The sequence below is a fragment of the Thalassotalea castellviae genome, assembly GCF_031846185.1.
In the GTDB taxonomy this organism is placed as follows: domain Bacteria; phylum Pseudomonadota; class Gammaproteobacteria; order Enterobacterales; family Alteromonadaceae; genus Thalassotalea_H; species Thalassotalea_H castellviae.
The window spans coordinates 513,821-532,362 of sequence record NZ_JAVRIF010000002.1; the positions used below are offsets into that span (position 1 = coordinate 513,821).

Genomic DNA, 18,542 nt, shown 5'->3' on the forward strand with positions numbered 1-18,542 from the left:
AAGCAGTACCATTAAAGTTTTAACTTTCTCGCTCGAAATTTTTTGCCTTTTAACTTGCCATTAGTGAGCGTTTTCACGGCTAAATCGGCAACGTTTTTATTCACAGCAACGTAAGCTGCAATAGCGGAAATTTGAATTTTGCCAATTTGCTCACCACTAATGGCTTTATTTCCGGTCAGTGCACCTAAAATATCGCCAGGACGTAATTTTTGTTTTTTACCCCCATCAATATGCAAGGTCACCATTTTAGCTTTGTTAATCGACGAATTTTCAACAACTAAGTCAGATAAGTCTTCTGGAGAAATTGAAATATTTAAATACTCTTCAAGTTTTATCACTTTATGAGCTTCTTTATGGCTGATTAAGGTACACGCCATCCCTTTATCACCAGCACGACCAGTACGCCCAATTCGATGTACATGTATTTCAGGGTCGTGTGCTAGTTGATAATTAATTACCATATCTAAATTATCAACATCTAAACCACGTGCAGCAACATCCGTTGCCACTAAAACATGAACACTTTTATTAGCAAAACAGATCAGGGTTTGATCTCTATCGCGTTGTTCTAAATCACCATTTAGCGCAGCACAGCTAAATCCACGCTCTTGTAAAGCCATGGCCAACGCTTGTGTTTCCACTTTGGTATTACAAAAAACCACCGCTGATTCAGGTTGATTAACCATCAATAACTTTTCTACGCCAGCAATTCTATCTTCGTCATTATCAACCTGATAAAAATGTTGACTAATTGACGAATGGTCGTGCTTAGACTCTACCTTCACCATCAATGGCTCAGTCATAATATGTTCGGTAATTGGTTTGATTTGCTTTGGGAACGTTGCACTAAACAATAAGTTTTGGCGTTTAGCTGGGCAAAGTGAAAAAATAAGCTCTAATGCATCTTGAAAGCCCATCTCTAACATTCTATCTGCTTCGTCTAACACTAGAGTCTTTAACTCATCTAAATTTAAACGACCTTTTCGTAAATGATCTTCAATACGTCCAGGCGTACCAACAATAATATGTGCGCCATGCTCTAAAGATCCAATTTGAGGCCCTGTTGGTGTACCGCCACACAAAGTAAGTACTTTTATATTGTGAATAGCACGAGCCAGTTTTCTAATTTCCTTAGCAACTTGATCGGCTAACTCTCTGGTTGGACATAACACCATAGCTTGCACACGAAAACGTTTTACATTTAAATGATGCAATAAACCTAAACCAAATGCAGCCGTTTTACCTGAGCCAGTTTTACCTTGAGCAATAACATCTTTACCGGCAATAATAGCTGGTAAACTTTGTGCCTGAATAGGAGTCATTTGCTGATAACCAAGAGAAGCGAGGTTATCGATCAATTCAGGTGTTAGGTTAGTGTTGGAAAAATCAAGTTCGGTCAAAATAATGGTCTGTTAAATATAAATGAGGGGGTAAGTATAGCAAGGACTCGCTTCCAAGGAACCAGAATTCTCTTAGCTTCAGTTAAAATGAAGTAAAAATAATGGCGCTTTTAAGCCAAATAATTATTCATTTCATGCGAAGGCATCGGTTTATAAAAATAATAACCTTGACCATAAACACAATCCATTTGTGTCAATAACTCGGCATCAGCAAGGTTTTCAATGCCTTCACCCACGGTAGCCATTTGTAAATTCGTTGCCAGATCAACAATCGTCTTAATAATTGCCTGATGATTATTATGCTCATGAACATTGTTAATAAAGGAGCGGTCAATTTTCAAGACATCAATTGGAAAACGATGAAGATAACTTAAGCTTGAATATCCTGTACCAAAATCATCAAGTAAGATTCTTACCCCCATTTTCTTTAATGCCATCATATTATCTAACACAATATCGCTATTTTCTAATAACGCTCTTTCTGTTAGCTCTATTCTTAAATGACGGGCATTCAGCCCTACTCGTTTAATAATAGTCGCAATATCTTTGGCTAAATTTGGACTAAAGAAATGTTCACAAAATAAGTTACAACTGACGTACAAATCGTCTCGGTCGAATTCAACATGCCAATTTTTTAGTTGTCGACAAGACTTTTCTAAAATCTGGAAATCAATATCGAGGACAAGTTTAGTTTCTTCTGCAAAAGGAATAAAATCATTAGGATAAACAAAACCACGTTTTTCACTTGCCCAACGTGCTAACGCTTCAAAACCCACAATTTCATGATCACTTAATCGCACTATCGGTTGAAAGAATGGCACAAACTCTTTTTCTTGAATCGCTTCACGGATATCAGCTTCCAGTAATAAAGCATTTTGTACTTTTTTATGCATACTGGAATCAAATACTTCATAACGACCTTTACCCATGTCTTTTGCATGATACATGGCGGTATCTGCGTCTCGAAGCATAATTTCAGCACTTTCATAACGATCATCATTAAATAACACGCCGATACTTGTGCCAATAAATACCGGTTGTTCAAGAATGATAAAAGGCGCTGACAATATTTCGGTAATACGTTGCGCAACATCATAGGCTTCTTGCGGGGTATCTAAATCTTCAATTAAAATAACAAATTCATCTCCGCCCAAACGAGCTACGGTATCTTTATTTCTAACGATAACAGAGAGTTCTTTGGCAATTTTTTTTAATAAGATATCTCCGGCATGATGCCCTAAACTATCGTTAACCACTTTGAAACGATCTAAGTCTAAAAAAAGTACTGCAAATTTAAAATCTGGACGGCGTTTATGGCAAGCAATTGCATGATTCAATAAATCGAGAAAAACCGTGCGATTAGGTAAACCCGTTAAGCTGTCGTGAGAGGCAGTATACTTAAGCTGCTCCTCCATTTGTTTCCGCTGTTTTATTTCATCTTCAAGTTCCGCCGTTCTCAATTTAACTTGCTGCTCTAGTAGCTCTTGGGTTTTACGCTCAAATTGTGCAAGCTCACGGCGTTTAATCGCCGTCGAAACATGTTGCGAAACAAAATTTAACAGTTCAGCATCTTGCTCAGTGTAAATAACATTGGTCTGGTAACTTTGGATAACCATGGCACCAATCACTTCGCTCGATTGCATTAAAGGGACACCCAACCATGACTTGGTTTTTCCATCCGGTTTATTCGTTTTCCCTTGTTCGCTTAAAGCCACCATATCATCATGATTGAGAAGAATTGTTTTCCCTTTTTGGATAACCAGTTCAGTATAGCCTTTAGAAAACTTTCTCGGTTCAAATTTCCCACGAATATCATCTGAACCTTCATCTTGCTCGGAATAATACACAAAAGATAAGAGATCTTTCGCTTTGTTATATTTGGCAATATAAAAGTTTTCGGCGTTAATCAATTGACCAACAATATTATGCACCATGTCATAAAATTTATTGATATCGATACTCGAGTCATTGGTTAACTCTGAAATTCGAAATAACGACTCTTGTAATAACTCTGATTTTTCTCGCTCACGGATCTGGCTCATCAACTCTTTAGTTCTAGCATCAACCGCTTTTTGCAAACGTTCTCTATCATGTAAACGTTCCATGGCTGCAACGATATGTTGTCCTGTAAACGTTAACATATCGAGGTCATTTTCTTGATAGCGAGTTGAATCGGTATAACTTTGTACGGCCATCACCCCAATAACAATACCACCGCTCATTAAAGGAACGCCAAGCCAATCAGTCCCCACGGTTCCCATATTTTCAATTTTGCCTTGCTCTTGGAGTTCATTGGCAACTTTTGGCGTTGCTAGTAAAGGTTCACCTGTTTCAATAACATGACAGGTCATTGAGCCTTTTAGATCATCAAAATCAACACAACCAGGAGGGGTACTATCTTTTTCGTCAACATGATAAACAAATTCTAAAGTAGAAAAAACTTGATCATATAGCACGATATAAAAGTTTTTTGCATTCATAATGGATGCAATAGCTTGGTGAACTTGACGGTAGAAAGTGTTGAGGTTAGCACATTCATTTGATAACTGATTAAGGGTAAATAAAGCCGTATAACGCTCTTCTAATTTACGATATTTTTTCAACAAAAGAATAGACTCTTTCGCTAAGTCACCATCTTCTTTTGATAATGAATTCATATAATTAGTTATTTCTTCCGCCATACTTTCACTTATAAACCTTTATGATAGTCAATGCATAATGACTGGAAATTAGATAAATTTCCAGCGTAACCTAGCCTTTATAACAACGATTTAACATTTATTGTTTAATGCCGGTTTTTTTTATTTCTTCGATATTTTTTTTATTACCACAAATACCTTGTTGGTGCTCATCGCGATAATACCTTATATCAATACAATCTTGTTGATACCGTCTTTCTAACTCGGTTCGAATTAAAGGTTTTCCCTTGGCTTGGGTAATTTTTCGTTGTAATAACTGACATTCTTGAATTTGCTCAGACGCCAACGTGACATCTTCACAGGCATTTTCTTGTGTAGCACAAGCGGATAAAACACTGACAGCAGTTACTGCAAAAATAGCCGAAATTTTCATATAAATAAGTTCAATTAATTAAAGATAAGTGATTTGATTATAGCGAGCGATTGCCTTTCTCGATAGTATTTAGGTAAACTCTATTTATTTGACCATTTAGACAAGATTTACATTATACTAGTAAACTATCACATAGACATATGAAGGAAAGGCTCATGAAGGTTCAAGTTGTTGACTATACTTCTGCAGATGCAGGACAACGCTTTGTTGAAAGCTTACGAGAAACTGGATTTGGTGTACTCACCAATCATCCTATACAACAAACATTAGTCGAGTCGATTTATCACGATTGGTATGAATTTTTTTGCCAAGAAGATAAACATAACTATGCATTTGATCCAGAAAAGCAAGATGGTTACTTTGCACCTGAAATTTCTGAAACAGCAAAAGGCCATAAACAAAAAGATATTAAAGAATATTTTCATATCTATCCTTGGGGCCGTGTTCCAGAATCATTAAAAAAAGATATTACTGATTACTATCAAAAAGCCTCAGATTTAGCGGCCGAATTACTCGATTGGGTTGAAAAATATAGTCCCACTGATGTTGCTAAGAATTATTCTGAGCCATTATCAAATATGATTAAAGACACGCCTAATACTTTATTAAGAGTACTTCATTATCCACCACTAACGGGTGATGAAGAAGAAGGAGCTATTAGAGCAGCAGCTCACGAAGATATTAATTTATTAACTATATTACCAGCCGCAAATGAGCCTGGACTACAAGTACAAGAAAAAGATGGCACTTGGATAGACGTACCGGCGGATTTTGGTCACCTCATTATTAATATTGGCGATATGCTCCAAGAAGCTTCAGGAGGATATTTTCCTTCGACCAGCCATAGAGTGATTAATCCAACTGGAGAGAATGCCAAAAAATCACGTATTTCTTTACCGTTATTTTTGCACCCGAGAGACGAAGTGGTTTTATCCGAGCGACATACCCAAGAAAGTTATTTGCTTGAGCGTTTAAAAGAGCTAGGCGTTAAATAATGCAAAATATATCGGGCTATAACTAACATTTATTTATAGCCCAACCACACTTTATTCGATAACGTTCATTTATCGATAACTCCCGCTATTAACGCTTTTTACCCTATTATAGTTTTGAAAAATTTCATATATTTGAATCACTTTGATACGCGAGTAAAATTTCCAGATATTTTTAATGATCACAACTATGATTAACGTTAACATAGCGGCCTTTTTTTGGCGGTAAACTTTTCCTATGTATACAGCCTAAGTTGACAGAGTATTTTTTGGAGTTATATATGTCGTTTCACCCAGGACAACGTTGGATCAGTGATGGAGAATCAGATCAAGGATTAGGCACAGTAACGAGTGTTGAAAATAGATTTGTCACCGTTATGTTCACCGCAACCGGCGACATTCGAAAATACGCAAGTGATAATGCTCCGTTAACACGAGTTATTTTCAACCAAGGGGACATAATCCCAAGCCATGAAGGCTGGCAACTTGAAGTAAGTGCAGTAACCGAAAAGTCAGGACTTATCACTTATCTTGGCACACGCAAAGATACCGGTGAAGAAACTGAATTAAAAGAAGTGATGATAGATCACTTTATCAAGTTTAATAAGCCGCATGACCGTTTATTAAATGGGCAAGTTGATCGACTAGACTGGTTCCGTTTGCGCAAAGATTGTCTGCATCACCAATGCACGCAACAACAATCGACCTTAACCGGCTTAACGGGTGGTCGCGTTAGCCTAATTCCACATCAATTATACATAGCCGAAGAAGTGGGCAGTCGTTTTGCTCCACGTGTTTTATTAGCCGATGAAGTAGGTTTAGGGAAAACGATCGAAGCCGGTTTAATCATACATCAACAGCTTGTCACTGGCCGTGCCCAACGAATTTTAATTATTGTGCCTGAATCTTTGATGCATCAATGGCTCGTAGAAATGTTACGTCGTTTTAACTTACGCTTTAGTATTTTTGATGAAAGTCGCTGTCAAGAAATAGCCAATTCGGCCGATGAAGGCGAAGAAGTTAACCCGTTCAGTTCAGAGCAATTAGTACTGGTAAACTTAAGTTTTATCACGGATAACCCACAATGGTATGAATCGCTAATCGCCGAAGATTGGGATTTAATGGTTGTCGATGAAGCGCATCACTTGAATTGGCAAGTAGATAACGCCAGTACTGAATATTTATGTGTAGAACAATTAGCACAGACAATTCCAGGCGTATTGCTGTTAACCGCAACCCCTGATCAACTAGGTCATGAAAGTCACTTTGCACGTTTACGCTTATTAGACCCAGATCGATTTTTTGATTACGACACTTTTATTGAAGAAGAGCAGCATTACACAGAAGTTGCTGATGCTGCAAATGCCTTGGTCGCGAAAGAAGCACTAACACAGCCGCAGATTGAAACGCTCCAACACTTATTAAAAGAAAGTGATATCAGTGAACAACTTACACAGATCAATCAAGCCCACAATGAAGTAGCTCAAGATACAGTTCGACAATCTGTATTAAATCAATTACTTGATCGCCACGGTACCGGCCGTATTTTATTTAGAAATAGCCGTAATACCATCAAAGGTTTCCCAGAAAGAAAACTAAATGCGGCGCCACTCGCTTTACCTGAACAGTATCAAGACAAAATTGAAGACTTTTTACTGAGCGATAATATCGAGCAACTGAAATCCAATAAACAAACGAAATACATCGCGACTCCTGAAATGCTATACGGCTTAGATGGCCTTGAAAATTGGTACGATTTTGACCCACGTGTCGATTTTTTGATTGAACTGCTGAATACTTTAAATAAAGAAAAAGTACTCGTTATTTGTGCCCATGCCCAAACAGCTATTGAGTTAGAAACAGCTTTACGCGTGAAAGAAGGCATAAGAGCAGCCGTATTCCATGAAGGCTTAAGCATTTTTGAACGTGATCGCGCGGCGGCCTATTTTGCTCAAGATGAAGATAGCGCACAAGTCTTGTTATGTTCAGAAATAGGAAGTGAAGGGCGTAATTTCCAATTTGCTCATCATCTGGTGTTATTTGATTTACCAAGCAACCCTGATCTGTTAGAACAGCGTATTGGTCGACTCGATCGTATCGGACAAACACAAACCATACAATTGCATGTACCTTACTTTGAACATTCTGCACAGAGCATTTTATTTCAATGGTATCAACATGGATTAAATGCCTTTGAACACACTTGTATAACTGGCCGTGCGGTTTATGAATCGTTTTCTGAACAATTAACACAATTAACCTTATCGGCATCTGCAGATGAAAAAGACATTGCTTCATTTATCACATTAAGTCATGAAAAGCATTTATCGTTGAAAGCCGATCTGGAGTCTGGTCGAGATAAATTATTAGAATTAAACTCTTCTGGGCAAGGTAAAGCAGAGCAGCTAGTGGAACGGATCATTAAACAAGATAGTCAAATTCACTTACCACAATTTATGTTTCAAGTGCTTGATGTTTTTGGTATCGCACAAGATGATAAATCAGACAATGCTATAGCCTTACAACCAACAGAGCATATGCTTACTGGCAATTTTCCGTGCTTACCTGATGATGGCACGACCATTACTTTCCACCGAGATACCGCCTTAGCGTGTGAAGATTATCATTTACTGACATGGGATCACCCCATGGTGACCGGCGCGATGGATTTAGTGTTGTCGGATGAAATAGGCAATGCCAGTATTGGTTTATTAAAAAATCCAGCATTACCGGCAGGCACCTTCTTTTTAGAGTGTATTTTTACCATAGAAGCTATTGCCCCTAGTGAATTGCAATTGAATCGCTATTTACCCGTGACGCCAATTCGCGTATTAGTCGATAAAAATGGCAATGACTTAGCTGATAAAGTCAGTGAAGCTATTTTAGATCAACAACTGAGTCCAGTTAAAAAACAAGTCTCGTTACAGTTAGTAAAAGCGTTAAAAGATCAAGTTGCTCCACTAGTTGCGAAAGCAGAAAAGCATGCCGAGCAACAAGTTGCGGCGATACAGGCCAGAGCCCAAATAAGTATGCAAGATAAGCTTGAACAAGAATATTCTCGACTTACCGCGTTAAAGGCGATTAATCCAAGTGTTCGCCAAGAAGAAATAGACTTTATTAAAGTTCAGCAAAGTGAATTAACCAATTATATTCATAAAGCACAGTTAAAGTTTGAAGCGATTCGTTTGGTGGTTGTCAGTAACTAGTAACTGACAACCCAGCTTATTCAATTAATATAATAAGAGAGTAGAGATTGGCCGCAAATCCTGATTTTATTTATCGCCCACCGATGACGCCTTATCTTGATATAGTTTATCAAGATGACGATATAGTGGTGTTAAATAAACCAAGCGGCCTACTTACGGTTCCTGGCCGTTTAGCTGAACATAAAGATTGCTTACAAAATCGTGTCCAAACAATATTACCAACCGCCACAATCGTTCACCGTTTAGATATGGCAACTTCCGGTATTATTTTAATGGCATTAAATAAACCGGCACATGTTGAGATCAGTCGTCAATTTGAAAAGCGCCAGACCCAAAAGTCATATATCGCTCGAGTATACGGTAAAGTAGAAAACCAAACAGGCTCAGTCGATCAACCGTTAATTTGTGATTGGCCGAATCGCCCGAAACAAAAAGTTGATCATCAACACGGTAAAAAATCTCTAACCCATTATCGGGTTTTATCGTATCAAGAAAATTCAACCTTAGTTGAGTTAACCCCTGTAACGGGTCGTTCTCATCAATTACGAGTACATATGCTGTCTTTAGGTCATCCGATTTTAGGTGATCGACTTTATGCCCATGATAAGGCGCTTACTATTAGTCCAAGGTTACAACTTCACGCACAGTGGTTAACAATAATGCATCCTGTGACAAAGCAAACCATTACCTTTAACGCCACTTGCCCATTCAATTGATTTTCTTACAAATAGTTTTTAAAACTACCCCTAAAAACCATTTGATTCTATCGACTAAAGATAATCTAATGGAGAAAATGGCAAAATGGCCGATATAAATTTCAATATGTTTAATAATTTTTATAGGACAGTTGTGACTCGTCATTCATTACGGTTAATCACAGTAATTTTTGTCTGCTTTTTATTGCCGATGACTAATCTTGCCGCTGCCGTGCAAGCAGAAAATAACGACAATAAAACCGCCGAACAAACAACACAGCCGAAAGAAACAACACAAGACAAGCAAGAAGAAGCTTCAACAAGCGAAACGGAAGATGAAACAGCATCAGCCACTAAAAAAGCGCTAAGAAGTAATATTGATATCAGCGCTCCTATTGATACCTTTATCAATAAAAAAAATGACCTCGAACATTACTTACCTGCTGAAATTATTCAACCAATGTTGGTGGGGCCAAATGACCATATCACTTTGGTAAATACCAATAATGCGATCAGCAATAAAGGCGTGATGATTTTATTACCTGATTGGCAACAAACCGCCGCGAGTCCAAAAGCATTAAATGCTTTAAGAAATAATTTACCGGATCAAGGTTGGACTACTATCAGTATTTTGCCCCCCAACAAGCCCAACAATTATCCATCGCAGGCAATCAGTCAAACAGCAAGAGAAGAAGACAACAACAAGATTCTCACAGAATATCAGCAGCAACTTGCGAACCTAGTATCCGCCGTGATGACAAAGGCAAAAAGTTATCCCGGAATTATAGTTATTGTCGCCGAGGGACACCACGCTGCATTATTACTCAATATTTTTCAAGAAGAATTAGCTGAACAGCCAACAGCATTAATTATGTTAAGTGCACATTTAAATGATACGCAAACGAATATTAGCTCAGCTAAAAGCTTATCCTTATTAGAACTACCTGTACTGGATTTATACCTAAAAGCTGATAACCACTTAGTTGACAGCAGCCTAAAATTAAGAAAAAAATTCGTCAACCAAGAATTAAAGTCTAATTTTAGACAAATGAAAATTTACAATACCCGTACCGGCTATTACCCTTCAATGCCGCTAATTAAAGCAATTAACGGCTGGCTAAAATCAATTGGCTGGTAAGTTTAATCCTGTACAAAAAAGCGTTTATTTAAATAAACGCTTTGGGTAATGAGTCTTGATTGGAAATGACGTTTTCAGAACGAAGTGAAAATTAATTAAGATCAGAATCAACCCAATATTTTGTCCCTTGTAAAGTGGCTTGTAACGCTAATCCATTCTCGGTCATTTGATAAATTGACACGCCGTTTACCACAGTGACAGCTTTACTCCCTTCTGCGCCTTTTTTACCTGATTTTGCAGCAACATCCGCTTGACCTGAAAAATCCCAGCCGTATTCAATAAAGTCATTTAAGGCATCGCGAGTATGGAAAATAAACACGGCACTAAAGTCTTTTACTCCAAAGCCTATTCCAATGCCTGCAGAGCCCATATTCATATATGTATTCTTACCTGATTGATTATCATGTACGACTCCACTACCGCCTCCAGCAGAAAAAAAGACTAAATTAACACCAATATTTGAAAACACAGCATAGCCTTTTGCCTCCGCTATTTTTTCTTTTACGCTCGGCTCTTCTTGATAAAGTTTGGCTAATACGTCTTTACTCATATCAAGCACTTCTTGTCGATCAGCTTGTTTATCCGCGAGCACATTCAACGATATCAATGCGCAGATCATAACTATTAAATATTTTTTCATTAAACTTTCCTTACGTGAAATAAACTCTAATATTCAAAATACAACTTCAACTGCTCAGTAAAAACACCTGAGGCCCTGCTCAATAATTTATAAGTTTAGTTGAATATCGTTAACTTCCTTTCTTGATTGCAGTAACCATTTCATAAGCGGCTTGAATATCCTGTGTTTTTTGTTTAGCAACATCCATCATTTCTGGCGGTAACCCCTTCGCAACTAATTTATCTGGGTGATGTTGTGCCATCAATTTACGATAAGCTTTTTTGATTTCTTGACTTGTACTAGATTTATTCACCCCTAATAACTTATAAGCATTATCTAACTGTTGTGTCGTAGCAGGACCTTTAGCACTTTGTTGATGAAAATTAGCACCAGCGATGATCATCTCTAATAATTGGTCTAACTGATGAACTGAAAAGCCTAAAATTTTGGCGATACGGTGTAACGCTTCTCGCTCAGCGATATCTAAATCACCATCGGCAAACGCTACTTGGATTTGTATCTCAAGAAAAAGTAACAATAAATCTTGTCGATTAAAGCAACTACGTTTGAATTTTTTTAATTGTTCATCAAGTGGAAAACCCGCCATTTTCCCTTCTCGAAAAGCATCTTGCGCTTGTTGTTTCATTTCGCTATTTAAGCCCAACTTATCCATATAAGCGCTAGCAAAAGCAATTTCATGTTGTGTTACTTGGCCGTTAGCCTTAGCAACAAACCCCATGGCCGCAAAAGTGCTATAAAAGAAATTCGCCTGACGAGTTTCATCGGTTTGTTTGGCGAGTCCGTCAAAGTCAAAGCCACTGCCTTGATCAAAACGGTGTCCTAACCATAATCCTAACAGAGCACCAAAAATATTTTTGCTCAACATAAAGCCAAATAAAAAACCAAATACTTTACCCCAAATCCTCATTTATCCCTTGCCCTGTATGTGTTTATTAAGTTGTTGCAATCGTTCTGGCGTACCAACATCTGTCCATAAGCCAGACAATTTTTCTCCGCTAATTTGCTGTTTTTCCATGGCCGCTTTTAAAATAGGTGCTAATGGCATTACTTTATTGTCGAGATAAGCCTGAAAAAGTGACGGTCGATATAAGCCAATGCCACTAAAGGTAAAGCAGTGTTGCTGTAATGCTGTTTCTCCTTTCATTTCAGCTTGCTGCTTATTCTGTAACTCGCCATCTTTTAAAAAAAAGTCGCCGGACAAATTATGTGCAGGATTATCTACCAGCCATAAGTGCGCTTGTTGTTGTTCTGTTAACTTGGGTAATTGCGAGAAATCATAATCGATATATATATCGCCATTGACCACTAAAAAAGGTTCGTTTTTCTCTGCTAACTTCGGCAAAGCTTTGATAATGCCGCCAGCTGTTTCTAACGCACCGTCCTTCTCCCAACTGTACTGAATATTCACCCCAAATTTTTCACCGTTTTGCAAATACTCAACAATACATTCTCCAAGCCATGCGAGGTTAATGACGATATCGCTGACACCAATATTTGCTAATTTCTTGATGTGATATTCAATCAATGGGATACCCGCAACCTTGAGTAAGGGTTTAGGAAGATGATCGGTTAAAGGTCGCATTCTTTCGCCACGACCCGCGGCTAAAATCATTGCTTTCATACTGCTGCTTCCGCCATTTTTTGAGATAACTTAGGCATAACCGTATTGGTCACTAATGATTCAAGAAAATAACACTCTGGATATTGTGCACTGATATCAACAATATATGACAAGGTTAACGGAATATCACTTAAATAGCTGGGCTTGTCATCACGATGATATAGACGAGCGAAAATACCGCTGGCTTTGATATGACGTTGTAATCCCATCAAATCAAACCACTGTTGCCATTGTTGCGCATTAATATGTTGCAACGAAAACTGCGATGACATTCTACCAACAAAATAATCCAATAAAGGCATGATTTGTTCTCTAGGCCACTTCACATAACAATCACGCAATAATGAAACAACGTCATACGTAATAGGGCCAATTACCGCGTCTTGAAAATCAATAACCGCTAATTCATTGTCAACCAGCATTAAGTTTCGACTATGAAAGTCTCTATGCATCACCACTTGCGGTTGTTCCAGTGCATTGCTAATCAGAAAGTCAAAACAGGTTTGTAATTGTATTTCTTGTTCGTGTGTCAGTTGAATATCTAAATGTTTATGGAGTAACCATTTTGAAAATATATCCAATTCTAATTGGACAAATGCTTTATCATAAACAGGTAAATTCTGTTGAGGAATGGATGCGATTTTTGGCAATAACAATATTGCTTGCTGATAGTGTATAGCCATATTGTCTAACGTTAACACGGTTGACAATTCGCAATTGCCCAAATCACTTAAACACATAAAACCTTGCTGTTCATCACAAGCAAGTACTTCTGGTACCTTAACTCCTACTTGTGTTAATTGCTTTTGCACAGATAAAAACGCGGAGTTATTACATTTATCAACAGGAGAGTCTACCGCAATAAACGACTGTTCATCTTTCTGAAAACGAAAATAGCGTCGAAATCCCGCGTCACCATTCATCGAAGTTAATACGCACTTCTCTAGTAAAAAAAAGTCCATTAACCACTGCGTTAATTGCTTTTGCCTTAAATTTTCCAAAAATACCACCTATCACTATCTATAGCAGCCAATATAACCAATTCGCATGACAAAGAAAATTGCTATATTATTAATGCGTTTAACGTTAAAATATCTTCTGATACGCAAAATGCGTAAAAATGAATTTCACTTATCGGATTTTTAATGCCTTTTTCCCGCACATTGCTATTATTTTTTATTGGCACCCTGATAACAAATACCGTTTCTGCTCAAGCTGAAAATGTTCTAAATAACAGTGCGATTAGCTGTCCTATTCCTGTGCATCCGCCAATCGGTACATTGGATAATAATTTTGACCTCAATGCTCTAAATATTTTATCAAAATCATCGATGATCAAAAAAAATCAAGTGGCGAAATTTTCAGGAGGAGTAACATTATTCAATCAAGCTCATACAATTAAAGCGGATGATATAGAAATAAATCGTGAAAATGCTTTAATTAATGCACAAGGCAATATTCATTTTCAAAACCAAGGCGTTGATATTTTTGCTTCTCAATTAAGTGCCAGTAAAGCAATGCAAGCCACCTTATTATCAAACTCGTCTTACCAACTTGCGGGAAATCCTGGCCACGGAAGTGCTGCAGAAATATCGGTAAATACTGATGGTACTCTGTCTTTAATTGATTCGAGTTTTACAACTTGTTACGGCGAAACACCAGATTGGCAAATGAAGGCCAGTGAAATTAATATTTCGGTGAGTGAAAACTACGGTGAAGCCTATAACGCTCGCTTTAAAGTCTTTGATATTCCAGTACTTTACATTCCTTATTTTACTTTCCCTGTTAATAATGAAAGAAAATCAGGCTTTTTATACCCTAAAATTAGCACCACGAAACGTTCAGGGCTTGAGATCGAAATTCCTTATTATTGGAATATTGCGCCAAATGTAGATGCCACTATCACCCCTAGATACATGTCAAAACGTGGTACTCAGTTACTGACAGAACTTCGTTATTTGTCAGGACTGCAAAACGGCTCCTTCAATATTGAATACCTAAATAAAGATGACGAATTAAAAGCGAATAATGACCCACGATATCTAGCAAGATTTCAACATACCGGTACTTTTTCTGACAACTATCGCGCCTATGTCGATTACACAACCATTAGTGATGACAACTATTTAGTCGATATTAAAAGTAATCAATATAACTCCAATGATGCTTACCTTTATCAAGTGGGCGAACTCGCTTTTTTTGAAAAAAATTGGCAAGCTAAAATTCAACTGCAAGATTTTGAAATACTTGGTGAACATAAAACCAGTTATAGAACGGTTCCACACATTGAATTAAATAGTTTTCAGCCTCTACCCTTTTTAAATGGGCAGTTCGACCTTTATTCAGAAATGACTCGTTTCACTACTTCTAATAGAGATTTACCTGAAGCAGAGCGATATCACTTTGAAGCAGGGGCGATTTTTCCAATATCTAGCCCCGCATGGTTCTTAAATTCAGAGTTTAAATTATTACAAACGAATTACCGTCAAAGCAGGTTATCCTCAACCAGCAAGTTACAAGAAAGTGTCAACCGAACGATCCCAAAAGTGCGTTTTCATGGTGGCGTTAACTTTGATCGTGACATGCCCTTATTTGAACAAAACTACACACAAACCTTAGAGCCACAAATTCAATACCTTTACGTTCCAGATAAAGATCAATCGATGATTGGCGTTTATGATACTGCGACATTACAAGATGATTTTAGTGGCTTATTTAGAGATAAACGTTTTAGCGGAATAGATCGTATCGCGAAAGCGAATCAATATTCATGGGGGGTAACAAGCCGAATTTTAGACCCGTCAAGTATTGAATTGTTTCGTATGAGTGTCGGGCGAATCGTCTATTTAAATAACAGTAATATTGCTGTTGATGCCGAACAAGGTATCGCAGCCGATGAATCAGCGCTAGCGAGTGAAGTATTTATTCAATTAAGTCGAAATTGGCAGTTTAGTGGTGATATTCAATATAACACCAAAGATAACATTACCAATAAAAGCCAAACTAGCTTAGATTACTTATTTACAAATAATCACTCAATACAATTGAACCATAGATACAGTCGTAGTGTCTCAGGTACTAAGTTAGAGCAAGCATCCCTTTTGGCAAACTTTACGATAAATAAAGATTGGCAATTTGTTGGACGTATCGCTCAAGACTTACAAAATAAGCGTAGCCTTGAAACCTATGCAGGATTTCAATATGAAAGTTGTTGTTGGGCGATACGTTTTGCGTATCATCGCCATATCAACTCGAATATCGATGAAGAAGACTTTATTAATGAAAACCGCGATGAATTCGATAGTGGATTTATGGTACAGTTTATCATTAAAGGATTAGGTGGTAGTCAACAACCAATAAATACCGATGAAATGTTCAACGAAAGTATTTTTGGCTATAAACGCCCCTATTTTCTCAACAATTAGATGAAGAAATCAAAATTACATGAAAACCTTATTTAAAATTTTTACCTTAACGATTGCAACCTTAAGCGTTAGTTCATTAAGCTTAGCAAAAGAAGTTGAACTAGATCGTGTTGCTGTCATCGTTAATACCGGTGTGGTACTTGAATCTGAAGTTACTGAATTAATTGATAACATTAAACAGCAAGCAGAAAAAAACAACCAAACTTTACCCCGCGATAAAGCTTTACGTGTTCAAGTTATTGATAAACTCATTGATGATACATTGGTATTAGAAATAGGTAATCGAATGGGGGTTCAGGTAAGTGATGCCCAGCTTGACGAAACAATAAGCAATATGGCGAGAGAAAATAACTTAACCCTGGAACAATTTCGCCAAGCCATTGTAAAAGACAATATCGATTACGAAAAATATCGAGAAAATGTTCGTAAAGAATTAATTTCAGGTGAAGTTCGCCGTAGCAGCGTTCGTCGTCGTATTTACATTTCACCGCAAGAAATTGCCAACTTACTTTCAGTCATGAAAGAACAAACCAATAGCGATGTTGAATATCGTTTAGGTCATATCTTAATAGAATTTCCACCTGAGCCAAACCAAGAAGACATGAATGCTGCAAAAGTGCGCGCTGAAAAAGTTATCGCATTATTAAATGACGGTAGTGATTTTGCTCGTATCGCCATCGCATCTTCTGGTGGTGCTAAAGCCCTTGAAGGGGGAGATTTAGGCTGGAAAAACATCAACGAAATGCCCACTCTATTCTCAGAGATTATCGAAGGAAAAGATAAGGGCACGGTATTAGGTCCAATTAGAACTGGGCTAGGATACAGTATTGTTAAAGTTGTCGATATTCGCGGCCGTCAAGTCGTTGAAATTGAAGAAGTAAACGCACGTCATATCTTAATTACGCCATCTATTATTTTAAGTGAAGCGAAAGCAGAAGAAACATTAAAAGGCTTAAGAGAACAAATTATCTCAGGAGAAGCTGACTTTGCAGATTTAGCAAAAGAGTATTCTGACGGTCCAACATCCGTTAAAGGTGGAGAGCTAGGTTGGGCCGATCCAAGGTCTTACGACCCAGCTTTTTCATCAGCGCTTGCGGCACTCAATGTTGATGAAGTCAGTCAACCGTTCCGTTCATCCTTTGGTTGGCACATTGCCGAATTAACTGGCCGTCGTACATTAGATGCCACCAAACAAATGAATGAAAATAAAGCACATCAACTGTTATATCAACGTAAATTTGGCATGGAAAGCGCGCGTTGGATCAAAGAATTACGCGATGAAGCATACATCGAGATTTTAGCACAGGACTCAGAATAATGGTGAGACGAATAGCAGTCACACCGGGGGAACCAGCGGGTATTGGTCCAGATCTTATTATTGAGATGGCCCAAAAAGACTGGCCAGAACAAATTATTGTCGTGGCTTCAGAACAGCTGCTAAGAAATAGAGCAAAAGCACTCAATGTCGAATTAAATTTTATTATTTATGATGAATCACTTGCAGCAACGCCACATCAAGCAAATACGTTGACGATATTACCAATCGAGTTGGATGCACCTTGTATTATTGGTGAACTCGATTCTGCAAACGGACATTATGTTGTTGAAACATTACGTATTGCCTGTGAAAAAAATATCAATGGTGATTTTGATGCTGTCGTGACAGGACCGGTTCATAAGGGGCTTATTAACAAAGCAGGTATCGCATTTAGTGGCCATACAGAATACTTTGCCCATCAAGCAAATTGTAGCGATGTGGTAATGATGTTAGCAACAGAAGGATTACGTGTTGCCTTAGTCACTACACATATTCCTCTGCAATATGTCTCAAAAGCAATTACCGTTGAGCGACTAAAAAAAGTCACCCAAATTCTGCACCATGATTTAGTCACAAAATTTGGTATTGCCGCACCTAAAATTTATGTTTGCGGAATTAATCCCCATGCTGGAGAAGATGGTCATTTAGGCCGAGAGGAAATTGAAGTCATGAATCCGGCGTTAGATGAATTACGTGCTGAAGGAATTAATGCCATTGGTCCTTTACCTGCCGATACCATCTTCCAAGAAAAATATTTATCACAAGCCGATGCTATTTTAAGCATGTATCACGACCAAGGCTTACCTGTATTAAAATATAAAGGTTTTGGCAAATCAGTGAACATCACTTTAGGCTTACCTTTTATACGTACATCAGTTGATCACGGTACAGCCGTTGAGTTAGCAGGAACAGGACAAGCGGATGCTGGCAGTTTTTATCAGGCGATAAATACAGCAATAACATTAGCGAACAATCAAGCTTAATATACACACTAAGTGATCACACGATACGAACACTTAGTGTAATTTAGAGAAA

14 protein-coding genes are annotated in these 18,542 nt (G+C 37.8%); 7 read left to right on the top strand and 7 right to left on the bottom strand.

Going from position 1 to position 18,542, the window contains the following annotated elements; all coding sequences use genetic code 11:
* Positions 1-11: 11 nt before the first annotated feature.
* The 3 genes from dbpA to RM573_RS06000 form a co-directional block, all read right to left on the bottom strand.
* Complete coding sequence (gene dbpA, locus RM573_RS05990; protein ID WP_311578691.1) at positions 12-1,400, bottom strand: ATP-dependent RNA helicase DbpA; 1,389 nt, start codon at positions 1,398-1,400, stop codon at positions 12-14.
* A 110-nt stretch (positions 1,401-1,510) separates the two neighbouring features.
* Entirely contained in the window at positions 1,511-4,081 is a 2,571-nt protein-coding gene (locus tag RM573_RS05995) for a sensor domain-containing phosphodiesterase (RefSeq protein WP_311578694.1), read from the bottom strand.
* Positions 4,082-4,178: 97 nt separating this feature from the next.
* Entirely contained in the window at positions 4,179-4,472 is a 294-nt protein-coding gene (locus RM573_RS06000) for a hypothetical protein (RefSeq protein ID WP_311578698.1), read from the bottom strand.
* Positions 4,473-4,627: 155 nt separating this feature from the next.
* On the opposite strand from RM573_RS06000, the gene RM573_RS06005 reads away from it, so the two are divergent.
* The 4 genes from RM573_RS06005 (at position 4,628) to RM573_RS06020 (ending at position 10,503) form a co-directional block, all read left to right on the top strand.
* Positions 4,628-5,467, top strand: coding sequence for an isopenicillin N synthase family dioxygenase (locus RM573_RS06005; protein ID WP_311578701.1), 840 nt, complete (start codon positions 4,628-4,630; stop codon positions 5,465-5,467).
* A gap of 278 nt (positions 5,468-5,745) precedes the next feature.
* Positions 5,746-8,670 carry an RNA polymerase-associated protein RapA gene (rapA, locus tag RM573_RS06010; protein ID WP_311578704.1) on the top strand — a complete coding sequence of 975 codons (2,925 nt, stop codon included), beginning with the start codon at positions 5,746-5,748 and terminating at the stop codon, positions 8,668-8,670.
* An 83-nt stretch (positions 8,671-8,753) separates the two neighbouring features.
* Entirely contained in the window at positions 8,754-9,386 is a 633-nt protein-coding gene (gene rluA / locus RM573_RS06015) for a bifunctional tRNA pseudouridine(32) synthase/23S rRNA pseudouridine(746) synthase RluA (RefSeq protein WP_311578936.1), read from the top strand.
* Positions 9,387-9,519: 133 nt separating this feature from the next.
* Positions 9,520-10,503: a DUF3530 family protein gene (locus tag RM573_RS06020; protein WP_311578707.1), complete on the top strand. Its 984-nt coding sequence runs from the start codon at positions 9,520-9,522 to the stop codon at positions 10,501-10,503.
* A gap of 91 nt (positions 10,504-10,594) precedes the next feature.
* Here the strand turns inward: RM573_RS06020 and RM573_RS06025 are convergent, their stop codons facing one another.
* The 4 genes from RM573_RS06025 to RM573_RS06040 form a co-directional block, all read right to left on the bottom strand.
* On the bottom strand, positions 10,595-11,143 hold the full coding sequence (locus tag RM573_RS06025; protein ID WP_311578710.1) for a lipid-binding SYLF domain-containing protein: 549 nt from the start codon (positions 11,141-11,143) through the stop codon (positions 10,595-10,597).
* A gap of 109 nt (positions 11,144-11,252) precedes the next feature.
* Positions 11,253-12,050 carry a co-chaperone DjlA gene (djlA, locus tag RM573_RS06030; RefSeq protein ID WP_311578712.1) on the bottom strand — a complete coding sequence of 266 codons (798 nt, stop codon included), beginning with the start codon at positions 12,048-12,050 and terminating at the stop codon, positions 11,253-11,255.
* Positions 12,051-12,764, bottom strand: a complete 714-nt coding sequence (gene murU, locus RM573_RS06035) for an N-acetylmuramate alpha-1-phosphate uridylyltransferase MurU (RefSeq protein ID WP_311578715.1) — start codon at positions 12,762-12,764, stop codon at positions 12,051-12,053.
* Entirely contained in the window at positions 12,761-13,765 is a 1,005-nt protein-coding gene (locus tag RM573_RS06040) for an aminoglycoside phosphotransferase family protein (RefSeq protein ID WP_311578718.1), read from the bottom strand. Before RM573_RS06040 ends, murU begins: the two co-directional genes overlap by 4 nt.
* A 144-nt stretch (positions 13,766-13,909) precedes the next feature.
* On the opposite strand from RM573_RS06040, the gene RM573_RS06045 reads away from it, so the two are divergent.
* The 3 genes from RM573_RS06045 to pdxA are packed head-to-tail and all read left to right on the top strand — an operon-like array spanning position 13,910 to position 18,490.
* Positions 13,910-16,189 (top strand): LPS-assembly protein LptD, encoded by a 2,280-nt coding sequence (locus tag RM573_RS06045; protein ID WP_311578721.1) that lies wholly within the window; start codon positions 13,910-13,912, stop codon positions 16,187-16,189.
* Between the two features lie 19 nt (positions 16,190-16,208).
* The gene (gene surA, locus RM573_RS06050) at positions 16,209-17,507 is read left to right on the top strand and encodes a peptidylprolyl isomerase SurA (protein WP_311578724.1); all 1,299 of its coding nucleotides are present in this window, start codon (positions 16,209-16,211) and stop codon (positions 17,505-17,507) included.
* Positions 17,507-18,490 (top strand): 4-hydroxythreonine-4-phosphate dehydrogenase PdxA, encoded by a 984-nt coding sequence (pdxA, locus tag RM573_RS06055; protein ID WP_311578727.1) that lies wholly within the window; start codon positions 17,507-17,509, stop codon positions 18,488-18,490. The genes surA and pdxA overlap by 1 nt, the downstream gene beginning before the upstream one ends.
* Positions 18,491-18,542: the final 52 nt, after the last annotated feature.